General features: G+C 62.2%; 6 protein-coding genes and 1 pseudogene. 6 read left to right on the top strand and 1 reads right to left on the bottom strand.

Annotated features, from left to right (window positions below):
• Nucleotide 1: 1 nt before the first annotated feature.
• From NVB75_RS10685 to NVB75_RS10675, 3 genes and pseudogenes are all read left to right on the top strand, one after another.
• Nucleotides 2-3,064, top strand: coding sequence for an efflux RND transporter permease subunit (locus NVB75_RS10685; protein ID WP_258347120.1), 3,063 nt, complete (start codon nucleotides 2-4; stop codon nucleotides 3,062-3,064).
• Nucleotides 3,065-3,069: 5 nt separating this feature from the next.
• The gene (locus NVB75_RS10680) at nucleotides 3,070-6,195 is read left to right on the top strand and encodes an efflux RND transporter permease subunit (protein ID WP_258348575.1); all 3,126 of its coding nucleotides are present in this window, start codon (nucleotides 3,070-3,072) and stop codon (nucleotides 6,193-6,195) included.
• Nucleotides 6,192-7,612 (top strand): annotated as a pseudogene (locus NVB75_RS10675) (efflux transporter outer membrane subunit). Before NVB75_RS10680 ends, NVB75_RS10675 begins: the two are co-directional and overlap by 4 nt.
• A 9-nt stretch (nucleotides 7,613-7,621) precedes the next feature.
• Here the strand turns inward: NVB75_RS10675 and NVB75_RS10670 are convergent.
• Nucleotides 7,622-8,572 carry a hypothetical protein gene (locus NVB75_RS10670; protein WP_258347119.1) on the bottom strand — a complete coding sequence of 317 codons (951 nt, stop codon included), beginning with the start codon at nucleotides 8,570-8,572 and terminating at the stop codon, nucleotides 7,622-7,624.
• Between the two features lie 198 nt (nucleotides 8,573-8,770).
• Between NVB75_RS10670 and NVB75_RS10665 the strand changes: the two genes are divergently transcribed.
• From NVB75_RS10665 to NVB75_RS10655, 3 genes are all read left to right on the top strand, one after another.
• Nucleotides 8,771-9,676 (top strand): DUF808 domain-containing protein, encoded by a 906-nt coding sequence (locus NVB75_RS10665; protein WP_063028192.1) that lies wholly within the window; start codon nucleotides 8,771-8,773, stop codon nucleotides 9,674-9,676.
• A gap of 34 nt (nucleotides 9,677-9,710) precedes the next feature.
• Entirely contained in the window at nucleotides 9,711-10,694 is a 984-nt protein-coding gene (locus tag NVB75_RS10660) for a GlxA family transcriptional regulator (RefSeq protein ID WP_258347118.1), read from the top strand.
• A gap of 72 nt (nucleotides 10,695-10,766) precedes the next feature.
• Complete coding sequence (locus NVB75_RS10655) at nucleotides 10,767-12,758, top strand: FUSC family protein (RefSeq protein WP_258347117.1); 1,992 nt, start codon at nucleotides 10,767-10,769, stop codon at nucleotides 12,756-12,758.
• Nucleotides 12,759-12,783: the final 25 nt, after the last annotated feature.

Genomic DNA, 12,783 nt, shown 5'->3' with positions numbered 1-12,783 from the left:
CATGAACATTTCGCGGCCCTTTATCGAACGACCCGTCGCCACCACCTTGATGATGGTGGCGGTGCTGTTGCTCGGCCTGTTGGGGTATCACTTGCTGTCGGTGTCGGCCTTGCCCGAAGTCGATTACCCGACCATCCAGGTCTTCACCCAATACCCCGGCGCGAGCCCGGACGTGGTCAGCTCGTCGATTACCGCGCCGCTGGAACGCCAACTCGGTGAGATGCCGGGCCTCAAATCCATGAACTCCACCAGCTCCGACGGCGCTTCGGTGGTGACCCTGCAATTCGACCTGTCGCTGTCCCTGGACGTCGCCGAACAGGAAGTGCAGGCCGCGATCAACGCCGCCGGTACCTTCCTGCCGGCCAACCTGCCGTACCCGCCGGTGTACAGCAAGGTCAACCCGGCGGATGCGCCGGTGCTGACCCTGTCCCTGACCTCCGACGTATTGCCGCTGACCAAGGTCGAAGACCTGGCGGATACACGGCTGGCGCAGAAGATCTCGCAGATCACCGGCGTCGGCCTGGTGACCATCAGCGGCGGCCAGCGCCCGGCGGTGCGGGTCGAGGCGAATACTTCGGCGCTCAACACTCTTGGCCTATCCATTGATGACCTGCGCACTTCCCTCGGCACCGCCAACGTCAACCAGGCCAAGGGCAATATCGACGGCAAGTTCCAGGCGTATTCCATCGGCGCCAACGACCAGCTGCAATCGGCCGAGGAATACCGCGACCTGGTGATCGCCTATAAAAACGGCGCGCCGATTCGCCTGTCGCAGATCGCCACTTCTACCCAGGGCCCGGAGAACCCGCGCCAGGCCGCGTGGACCAACAGCACGCCGTCGATTGTGCTGAATATCCAGCGCCAACCCGGCGCCAACGTGATTCAAGTGGTCGACCGCGTGCAGCAATTGCTGCCCAAGCTGCGGGCCAGTTTGCCGGGTACCTTGAAGGTCGATGTGCTGACCGACCGCACGCAAACCATCCGCGCCTCGGTCACTGATGTGCAGTACGAGTTGGCCATGGCCATCGGGCTGGTGGTGATCGTGATTTTTGCGTTCCTGCGCAATGTGCCGGCTACGATCATTCCCGCCGTCACCATTCCGTTGACGCTGGTGGGTACCCTGGCGGTGGCCTATGCGTTGGGTTTCTCCCTGAACAATTTGACGCTGATGGCGTTGACCATCGCTATCGGCTTTGTGGTGGATGATGCCATCGTGATGATCGAAAACATCACGCGCTATATCGAGGCCGGCGACTCACCGCTGGAGGCGGCGCTCAAGGGCTCGGAGCAGATTGGTTTCACGATTATTTCGCTGTCGATTGCCCTGATTGCGGTGATGATCCCGCTGCTGTTCATGGGTGATGTGGTCGGCCGGTTGTTCCGCGAATTCGCCATGACCGTGGCCGTGACCATTGTTATCTCAGCCTTCATTTCGCTGACCCTGACGCCGATGATGTGCGCGCGGATGCTGAAGAATAAGCACCAGGAGCGCCGCGCGGATTTCTTCGACCGTATCAACACCCACTACGTGCGTGGCCTCGACTGGGTACTGGCGCACCGCACGTTGACGCTGATCTCGATAGCGCTCACCGCCGCGCTGACCCTGATGATTCTGGTGATCATGCCCAAGGGCTTTTTCCCCGACCAGGACACCGGCCTGATCCAGGGCATTTCCCAGGCGGCGCCGACGGTTTCGTTCCAGCAGATGCAGACCGAACAACAACGTCTCGCCGCCCGAATCCTCAAGGATCCGGCCGTACAAAGCCTGTCGTCCTTTGTCGGGATCGACCAGACCAACCCGACCATCAACCAGGGCAACCTGCTGATCAACCTCAAGCCGCGGGGTGAACGTGACAGCGCCACCGAAGTGATCCGCCGGCTCTCCGATGCCAACGCCGATGACGCCGGCATCCGCCTGTACCTGCACTCGGTACAGGACCTGACCCTCGACGCTACGGTGTCCACCACCAGTTACCGCTTGGGCCTGCAAGCCACCGACCCGGACGAGTTGGAACAGTGGACCACCAAGCTGCTGGCGGCGATCAAGCAAGACCCGATGTTCACCGATGTGCAAAGCCAGGCGATGCAGTTCGGCAACCAGATCCAGCTGACGTTCGACCGCGCCACGGCCTCGCGGCTGGGCATCACGCCCCAGGCAATCGATGACGTGCTGTACGACGCCTTCGGCCAGCGCCAGGTCTCGACCATCTACACCCAGCTCAACCAGTACCACGTGGTAATCGCCACCGACCATCCGCCGCGCAACTTGCCTGACCTGCTCACGGGCTTGTACGTGGACATCCCGGGTGGCGGCGTCGCGCCGCTGTCGAGCATGGCGACCCTGCAGGTAGTGCGGGCGCCCGTGACCATCAACCGGCTGGGCCAGTTTCCGTATGCCGACGTGTCGTTCAACCTCGCCCCCGGCCAGACCCTTGGCGCGGCGGTCACGCGGCTCAAGGACATCGAGGCCAAGGTCGGTTTGCCGCTGTCGGTGCAGGCCAACCTCGAAGGTGCGGCGGCGACGTTCGAGCAGTCGCTGTCCAACCAGGTGTTCCTGGTGGTGGCGGCGATTGTGGTGGTGTACCTGATGCTGGGGATTCTGTACGAGAGCTTCGTGCACCCGGTGACGATCCTTTCGACGCTGCTCTCGGCGGCGCTCGGGGCCTTGCTGGCGCTGCTGGTGACCGGCACGCAGTTCGACATTATCGGATTGATCGGCATTGTGTTGCTGATCGGCATCGTGATGAAAAACGGCATCATGATGGTCGACTTTGCCCTGGAGTTATTACGTGAGGGGGGCCTGAGCCCGACGGCTGCCATCCGCCAGGCGGCGGAGTTACGGTTCCGGCCGATCCTGATGACCAGCATGGCCTCGCTGTTCGGCGCGGTGCCGCTGGCGCTGGGGACGGGGATTGGCTCGGAGCTGCGGCATCCGCTGGGCATCGCGATTATCGGCGGGTTGTTGCTCAGCCAACTGTTGACGCTGTTTTCCACGCCGGTGATCTTTCTTGCCATGCACAGCCTGGGGCAGCGCTTCAGCCGCCATCCGGCTGAAGCGGTCTGATGGCGATGAACCTCAGCGCGCCGTTTGTTCGCCGCCCGATTGCAACCACCTTGATGGCGGCCGGCCTCGCGCTATTTGGCGCGCTGGCCTTCATGCTGCTGCCGGTGGCGCCGCTGCCGGAGGTGGATTTCCCCACCATCAGCGTCAGCGCCTCGTTGCCGGGAGCCGATCCCACTACGGTTGCCAGTTCGGTGGCCACGCCCCTGGAGCGCCAGTTCGGGCAGATCGCCGGGGTCACGCAGATGACCTCGTCCAGCAGCCTTGGCTCGGCGCGGATCATCCTGCAGTTCGACCTGAACCGCGACATCGACGGCGCCGCCCGGGACGTGCAGGCCGCGATCAACGCCGCCCGCAGCAACCTGCCCAGTGACCTGTCAGGCAACCCGACGTACCGCAAGGTCAACCCGGCCGACTCGCCGATTCTGATTATCAGCCTGACCTCCGACAGCGCCACGCCGGGGCAGATGTATGACGTGGCCTCGACCCTGCTGGAGCAGAAGTTGTTGGAGACCACCGGCGTCGGTGACGTGACGGTGGGCGGCGGCGCGCTGCCGGCGGTGCGGGTGGAATTGAACCCCGACCGGCTCAACCAGTACGGCGTCAGCCTGGAGCAGGTGCGCCAGGTGATCAACGCCTCCAACGTCAACCTGCCCAAGGGCAACGTGGCCATCGGCGACCGTAACTACGGCATTGCCGCCAACGACCAGTTGCTCAACGAAGAGGACTACGGGCCGCTGGTCGTCAAGGCCCACAACGGCGACCTGATCCATATCTCCGACCTGGGCTACGTGCGTGAAGACGTGCAGGACCTGCGCAACTTCGGCCTGTCCAACGGCAAGCCGGCGGTGCTGCTGGTGGTGTTCAAGCAGCCGGGGGCCAACGTGATCGAAACGGTGGACGCGGTGAAAGCCTCGCTGCCGTTTTTGCAAAGCTCGATTCCGGCGACGATCAAGCTCAACCTGCTGATGGACCGCACCACCACCATTCGCGCCTCGTTGCATGACGTCGAGATCACGTTGCTGGTGTCGATCCTGCTGGTGACCCTGGTGACATTCGGCTTCTTCCGCGACTGGCGTAGCACCCTGGTGCCGGCGATTGTGGTGCCGCTGTCGTTGCTTGGCACCTTCGGCGCGATGTACTTCCTCGGCTACAGCCTGAACAACCTGTCCCTTATGGCGCTGACCATTTCCACCGGCTTTGTGGTGGACGATGCCATCGTGGTGGTGGAAAACATCATGCGCCACCTGGAACGCGGCAAGACCCGGGTGGAGGCCGCGCTGGAAGGGGCCCGTGAAGTCGGCTTTACGGTACTGACCATCAGCGTATCCCTGGTGGCGGTGTTTATTCCGCTGCTGCTGATGGGCGGGATTGTCGGGCGGCTGTTCCGTGAGTTTTCGGTGTCGTTGTCGGTGGCCATCGTGATCTCGATGCTGATCTCCTTGACGGTCACGCCGATGCTGGCCAGCGTGCTGCTGCGGGCGCCGAAGGAGATTCACCAAGGCAACGAACACCCGGATTCGCGATTTCACCGCTTCTACGATCGCACCCTCGGCTGGGTGATCGAGCATACGGTGCTGATGGGGTTCGTCACGATGTTGGTGATCGTCCTCGCTGGCGTCCTGTATGTACTGATGCCCAAGGGCTTCTTTCCCCAGGAAGACACCGGGCGCTTGCAAGGCAGCATCCTGGCGAACCAGAGCATTTCCTACGGGGCGATGCAGAAGGACTTCACCGAGATCAACCGCAAGGTGATGAAGAACCCGAATATCGAAACCGTGGCCGGCTTTGTTGGTGGTGGCGGAGGTGGCGGCGGGGCGGTCAACAGCGCGCAGATGTTTGTCTTGCTCAAGCCGCTGGGGGAGCGCAAGGACAGCGCTACTGAAGTCATCGGGCAAATCCGTCGCAGCCTCGGCGACCTGCCCGGCACCAAGCTGTATTTGCAGTCGGCCCAGGACATCACCGTGGGTGGCCGGCAAAGTGGCGCGCAGTACCAATACACCCTGACCGCCGATGACCAGGCATCCCTGGATGAATGGGTGCCCAAGGTGGTGGCGGTGCTGCACAAGTTGCCGCAGCTCACCGACCTCAATACCGATCAGCAGGACAACAGCCTGCTGGCCAATGTGCAGATCAACCGCGACACAGCGGCGCGCCTCGGGGTGAGTATCTCGGCGGTCGACCAGGCGCTGTACGACGCCTTTGGCCAGCGCCAGGTCGCCACCCTGTATCGCGCGGCCAACCAGTACCACGTGGTGATGGAAATCGCCCCGGAATACTGGACCGACCCTTCAGCGCTCAAGGGCATTTACGTGCCGACGGGCACCCAGGCCACGACCACCAAAGGCACCACGGCAGCGCCCAATCTGACCACCGAACAGACCCTGGTGCCGCTGTCGGCCCTGGCGGACAACACGGTGGCGCGCACGGCGATTTCCATCAGTCACCAGGGCACGTTCCCGGCGGTGACGGTCTCGTTCAATCTGGCACCCGGCACGTCCATCGGCCAGGCGACGGCGATGGTGGACGATGCAGTGAAGCAGCTGCGCATGCCCGCCAGTGTGGTGGGCCAGTTTGCCGGTACGGCCCAGGTGTTCCAGTCGTCGGTGGCCAGCGAACCGTTGCTGATCGTTGCCGCGCTGCTCTCGGTGTATATCGTGCTGGGCATCCTCTACGAAAACCTGATGCACCCGCTGACCATCCTCTCGACCTTGCCCTCGGCCGGTGTCGGTGCGTTGATCGCCTTGTTGCTGACGGGCACCGAGCTGTCGATCATCGCGCTGGTGGGGGTGATTCTGTTGATTGGCATCGTGAAGAAGAACGCGATCATGATGATCGACTTCGCGATCACCGAGCGGCGGGAGTTTGGCCTCACGGCCAAGGAAGCGATTCGCCGGGCGTGCCTGATCCGTTTCCGGCCGATCATGATGACCACCCTGGCGGCGATTCTTGGCGCGCTGCCGCTGGTGCTGGGCACCGGCTACGGTTCGGAGCTGCGCCGGCCGTTGGGGATTTCGATTATTGGTGGCCTGCTGTTCAGCCAGGTGCTGACGCTGTACACCACCCCGGTGATCTACCTGTGGCTCGACCGGGCGTCACAGCGCCTGGGTCGGCGTAAGGAAGCAAGGTTATGAACGTGAAACACAGCGTGCTTTGCATCAGCCTGCTGCTCGGTGGCTGCATGGTCGGGCCCGATTACCAGAAGCCCGCCATGGAGCTGCCGCAGTCGTTCAAGGAAGGCGCGCAGTGGCAGCGCGCGGCGGCCAACCCCCAAGGGGCGATGAACAGTCAGTGGTGGCTGGCTTATCAGGATCCGGTACTGAACGATTTGGTGGCGCGCTCGGCCAAGGCCAACCAGTCGATCATCGCGGCGGAGGCGGCTTATCGTCTGGCCCAGGCGCAGGTGGCGTCCAGTCGGGCCGGGTTGTGGCCTACTGTCGGCGTAGGGTTGTCGGGTTCGCGGGGAACGGCGGGCAGCGGCAGCGGTACGTCGACTACCGGCACCACGACGGGCGGCGTCGCGAACAGCGTCAGCGCAACCTTGACCGCCAGTTGGGAGCCGGACCTGTGGGGCTTGGTGCGGCGCGGAATAGAGTCCAGCCAGGCCACGGCCCAGCAATCCGACGCATTGCTGGCCGGGGTGCGGTTGTCCATCAGCTCCAGCGTGGCGAGTAACTACCTCGCCCTGCGGCAGATGGATATCGACGTGCGCTTGTTGCAGCAACAGCAGAAGATCAACCAGCAACTGCTGGACATGATCCAGGTGCAGTTCACCCAGGGCGTCGCCACCAACGACCAGTTGCTGGTGGCTCAGGATCAACTGACCACTTCGATTGCCGACTTGCAGACCTCGCTGCGCGACCGCGAGCAATACGAACATGCGCTGGCGGTGCTGGTGGGCGTGGCGCCGAGTGAGTTTGCCGTGGCGGTGCGGGAGGACTACCGCTTCGTCCTGCCGCGCCCCCTTTGACCTTGCCTTCGACCTTGCTGCAACGGCGTCCCGATGTGGTCGCGGCGGAGCGTTCGGCAGCGGCGGCCAACGCGAAAATCGGCGTGGCTGAAGCCGCATTCTTCCCGACCCTGGACCTCACCGCTGAGGCCGGCTATCGGGGCAGCGCCCTTGGCGGGCTATTCTCGCTGCCCAATCGCATCTGGACCCTGGGCCCGGCCCTGGCGGAAACCCTGTTCGACGGCGGCGCCCGTGAAGCGGCGGTCAGGCAGGCCGAGGCCAGCTACGACCAGATCGCCGCCAACTACCGTGGCACCGTGCTCAGCGCCTTGCAGAACGTCGAAGACAACCTCTCGGCGATCAACCATCTGCAAACCCAGGCCGATGCGTTCCAGCAGGTGTTCCAGCGCAATCAGCAACTGTTCGGCAGCCAGGAAGCGCAACTGCGCGCCGGCACTGTCAGCCAGGAGGCCGTGCTGACCCAGCAACTGGTGTTGCTGCAAGCCGAGCAGAATCTTCGCGACACCCAGGGCCAGCTCAGCCAGGGGAGTGTGGCGTTGATCCAGAGCCTGGGTGGTGGCTGGCAGGTCAATGACGACTGACTGACTCACTTAGTCAGGCAATGTGCGGTAGCCGTTTTGACTGAAATCGATAAGGGCGCTGGCTTCTGTGTTTGGATTGGTTCCGGTTCGCGAGAATCCCGTCAGATGACCCGGGCCGATGTTGTCATAGCCCTCGTCAAGCCTGGAGAAGCCGGGGTGTGCGTCTATGTAATTGGCGACTGAGGATATGTTGTAAGCCGCGTCCGCACGAGAATCGTCGTCTTTATTGTCTTCTGTCCAGTCCCCGGTAAGTGCCTTGAGATTGTTTAAGATGCTGTCCCGGTAGGGGTGTTCTGCAAGGGATTCGACAAAGCGGTTGACGATAGGGTTGGCGTTAAAAATCTGTTCTGCACTTCGTGTATCCCCATTTGGTCTACCGGTGGGGTAAACCGGTTTGTTTGTTGTGATCTTTTCATTATCTGAGGCGAGCGGTGTTCCGTGGTTATCGAGCACCCCGTAGCCTTCCTCGCTGAATTTTTTCAGAAGGGCTGCCTCCGAGTTCTCATCTATCGTGACCTCATCAAAGGGTGGCGGTAGGGGAGACTCATATTCGCCCTCTATTCTTCCGTTACCTTTCGTGTTGTCGGTCCGGGCTGACTCCTTCACGTTGATTCCGTCTATGTAGTTGAACACGCGTGCGGCGTTATACGCCGCGTCGGCGCGCTTTTGCGGGTCGGGGTTGTTACTCGTCCAGTCGCCCAGATGCTTGTAAAGGTTTTCCTTGGGGATCGACGACGGCAGGTTATTAAAAATACGATTCGCGGTGATGATTTGCTCTGCTGTCCTGTGGTCACCCTGTGGTCGGCCGGTTGCCTGGTTAGGCGCGAAGAAGATGTCTTTTTCCTGGGTAAGTGTCGGTCCTTGCTCCGTCTCTGAGTTGAGGGAAGATGCTTTATTGCCTGATATTGGCTCTTCTCTTTTAGGTGCTATATGGGTGATTACGGGTGTGGTGATTAGCATCAGGCTTCCATCCAATAAGTTGTGTGGTTTCAAGGGGGGCGGTTTGGCATAAAACACTCATGAGTGGCCCGGACCGTACTACGAGTTCCGTGCCCGTCAGTTGCAACGGCGGGTTAGCGCCGCAGCACTGAACGGCTCGCTAACCCGGTGTCCGCCGCGTTATTCTCGGCACACTTTGAATCACGGGAAGCCTGAGCCATGGCAGGAAGCAGTTTGCTGGTATTGATCGACGACATCGCTGCGGTGCTCGACGATGTAGCGTTGATGACCAAGATGGCCGCGAAGAAAACCGCCGGCGTGTTGGGGGATGACCTGGCGTTGAATGCCCAGCAAGTCTCCGGGGTGCGCGCCGAGCGGGAAATCCCGGTGGTGTGGGCGGTGGCCAAGGGCTCGTTCGTCAACAAGCTGATTTTGGTGCCGGCTGCGTTGCTGATCAGCGCATTTGCGCCGTGGGCGGTGACACCGCTGTTGATGCTGGGCGGCGCTTATTTGTGTTTTGAGGGCTTCGAAAAACTTGCCCATAGCTTCTTCCACAAGCGCACCGAAGAGCAGGCGCACCTGGTGGAAGCCGTGGCGGATCCGGCCACGGACCTGGTGGCCTTCGAGAAGGACAAGATCAAGGGCGCGATCCGTACCGATTTCATCCTCTCCGCCGAAATCATCGCCATCACCCTCGGCACCGTGGCCGATGCGCCGCTGATGCAGCAAGTGATCGTGTTGTCGGGTATCGCCATCGTCATGACCATCGGCGTCTACGGCCTGGTGGCCGGTATCGTCAAACTCGATGACCTGGGCCTGTGGCTCACCCAGAAGCCCGGCCAGGCGGCGCGCAGCATTGGCGGGGCGATCTTGCGGGCGGCACCGTACATGATGAAAAGCCTGTCGGTGATCGGCACGGCGGCGATGTTCATGGTCGGCGGTGGGATCCTGACCCACGGTGTGCCGGTGGTGCATCACTGGATCGAGACGGTGAGCCAGAGCACCGGCGGGCTGGCGTGGTTGATGCCGACGTTGCTCAATGCGGTAGCGGGGATCATTGCCGGGGCCGTGGTGTTGGCGGTGGTCAGCGTGGTGGGTAACCTCTGGAAGCGGGCGAGGGCGTAGGCAATTGATCGAGCGACGGCAGTTCAGCGGGGGCATGAAAGGCAAGAACCTCCGTTACCTGAATGAAAACCCCGGCGAGGCCCGTCAGACGGTGCGTGCGGGATTTGTGTTGCTCGAACATTTTTCGCTGCCGGCGTTTACCCAGGCGCTGGATACGCTGATCACCGCGAACCTGCTGCGTCCCGCGTCGTTTTCTACCTCGACCTTCGGCTTGCAGGAAGGCGAGGTGACCAGCGACCTGGGGCTGGTGATCCGGCCCGATGCGCGGCTTGAGTCTTCGGTGCTTAAAGAGTTGGACCTGCTGGTGATTTGCGGTGGTTACCGCACCGAGCTGAAGGCCTGCGACGAGTTCATCCATCTGCTGAAAAGCGCTGCGGAGCAGGGTGTGAGCCTCGCCGGTTTGTGGAATGGTGCTTGGTTCCTCGGGCGTGCGGGTTTGCTGGGCGGCTACCGCTGCGCCGTGCACCCGGAACATCGCCCGGCCCTGGCGGACTTCTGCAAGGCGACGCAGGTCAGCAGCGAACCCTATGTGATTGATCGCGACCGGCTGACGGCATCGAGCCCTTCCGGTGCGTTTCATATGGCGCTGGACTGGATCAAGGGGCTGTACGGCAAAGCGTTGGTGGAGGGGATCGAGGACATCCTGGCGTTTGAGGAGTCGCGCTACCGACGGGTGAAACCGACTGAGAACATCTGCTTGAGCGCGCCGTTGCGCGAGGTGGTCAACCTGATGGATGCCAATCTCGAAGAGCCCCTGGAGCTTGAACAACTGGCGGTGTACGCCGGCCGTTCCCGGCGCCAGTTGGAGCGTTTGTTCAAAGAGCAGCTTGGCACCACGCCCCAGCGTTATTACCTGGAGCTGCGCATTACCGAGGCCCGCCGGCTGCTGCAACACACCGAGCTGTCCCAGGTGGACGTGCTGGTGGCCTGCGGGTTTGTCTCGCCGAGCCATTTCAGCAAGTGCTACAGCGCGTACTTTGGCTACAGGCCGTCCAAGGAAAAGCGGTTGGTCAAATAACCGCGACATTGGCATTCGCGAGAAATATAGATACGATGCTAATCATTAGCTTGCTATCTATATGCGGGTTCCATGAAATCCTCCACCTTTCAGCTCCCTGATTTCTGGCAAGCGACGCTGACCCCTTCCCGCAACGATCTGCTGTTTGCCTTGCGCAACATGATCGCCGGCGGGGTCGCGTTGTACCTGGCCTTCTGTTTCGACTTGCAGCAGCCGCAATGGGCCCTGACCACTGTGTTCATCGTTGGCCAGTCCACCAGCGGGATGGTCCTGGCTAAAGGCGCGTATCGGCTGGTGGGTACGTTTGTCGGGGCCATGGTCTCCATCGCGATGATCGGCGTGTTTGGCCAGGCACCGTTGTTGTTCCTGCTGTGCATGGCGCTGTGGCTGGCGTTCTGTACCACCGGGGCTTCGTTGCTGCGCAATCACGCGTCCTATGGTTTTGTGCTGGCGGGTTACACCACGGCGATTATTGCGCTGCCCGCTACGGCGGCACCGCTGGGAGTGTTCGATGAGGCGGTGGCGCGCTGTCAGGAGATCAGCCTGGGGATCCTCTGCGCTTCCATCGCCAGTACGATTTTATGGCCACGCCGGGTCGAGCAGGTGCTGGCGGTTCAAGCGCGGGCCGCGTGGCAGGCCGGGGTGCGCGCTGCGGCTTCGGAGCTGTTGGGTAATGATCAGCGTAAGGGGTTGCTCGAAGCGTTGAGCCGCCTGGTGGCGGTGGACAGCCAGCGCGACCACGCCTGGTTTGAAGGGCCCAAGGGCCGACGCCGTTCCCAGGCCTTGCGCGTGCTCAGCCGTGACCTGCTCAGCCTGCTGCGGGCGGCGCGGGGTGTGGCGCGCCAGCGGATGATGCTCGATGAGACGGCAGCGGTGGTGCCATTGATTGAAGAGGTGGCGGCTGCGTTGCAGCAGGAGCGTCTCCATGACCTGCCTGACTTGTCGCGGCGGCTTGGCCTGGCGTTGCAGGCTCCGCATCTTGGCCAGGAGGTGCACTTTTGCCTGATGCAACTGGCTCGAGTACTGCGTTTGATTGAACTGGGGGGATTGACCCTGGTCGCGGTCGAACAGGGCAGGGTACCGCCCGGCGCGCCGGGGGCGATGTCCTGGCATCGGGATATTGAGCAGGGTGTGCTCGGTGGGTTGCGCAGTGCCTTGGCGTTCCTGGCGGTCGCGGCGTTCTGGATCTTTACAGCATGGCCTTCAGGTTTGGGCGCGGTGTCCATTTGTGGCGTGGTGCTGAGCCTGTTTGCGGCACGGGAAAACCCGTCGGCTTCAAGCCTGAATTTCCTCAAGGGCATTGCGCTTTCGATCCCGGTGGCGGGGTTTGTGTGCTTCGTGCTGTTGCCCGGCTTCGATGGCTTTCCCTTGTTGTGCCTGGCGTTGGGGGTACCGCTGTTTTTTGCCTCGCTGTGCATGAGCCGCCTCAAACTGGCGGCCACGGCCTCGGCGTTCTGCATCTTTTTCGTCAACAATGTCGGGCCCAGCAATGTAATGACCTACGACTTCGCCGCCTTCCTCAACAAGGCCATCGCGACGCTGGTGGGTGTCGGGATTGCCGTGGTGGTGTTTCGGCTGATCCAGCTCAATCCGGGTGAGCATCACTATCGGCGGATGTTCAAGGCGTCGTTGTTCGACCTGGCGCAATTGACCTCGCGCCCGCTGGAACAGGCTGAAAGCTGGTTTGGCGGGCGCACGGCGGACCGGCTGATTCGCTTGTCGCGCTACAGCGAAACCTTGCCTGCTGATCGCCGCGCGCATTGGGACAATGGATTGCTCGGGCTGGACCTGGGGGATGAGTTGCTGGAATTGCGTGCCTGCCTGGCGGGCAGCCGGGGGGCGTTGGCGATTGAACGCGATCGCTATTTGCGGGCGTTGGAGGCGGCGCTGGAGGAGGGTGGACCGAGCGTGGCGAATGAGTCGCTGATGGACGCGGCCAGCGTTGCGATGCTTGAGGCGCTTGAGCAGCCCTCGGCATTGACGGAACAGGATCGGGAAATGGCCAGGGCGGCCGTGCTGCAATTGCGGTTTACGTGGCGTAAGTGGTGTCGGCGGGGGATGTAGGCGCTGGCAAGCCAGCGCCTACAGG

This window comes from Pseudomonas sp. CBS, from assembly GCF_024734645.1.
Lineage (GTDB): Bacteria > Pseudomonadota > Gammaproteobacteria > Pseudomonadales > Pseudomonadaceae > Aquipseudomonas.
Note: the sequence above shows the minus strand (reverse complement) of the source record. Positions and strands in the feature narration are given on the sequence as shown.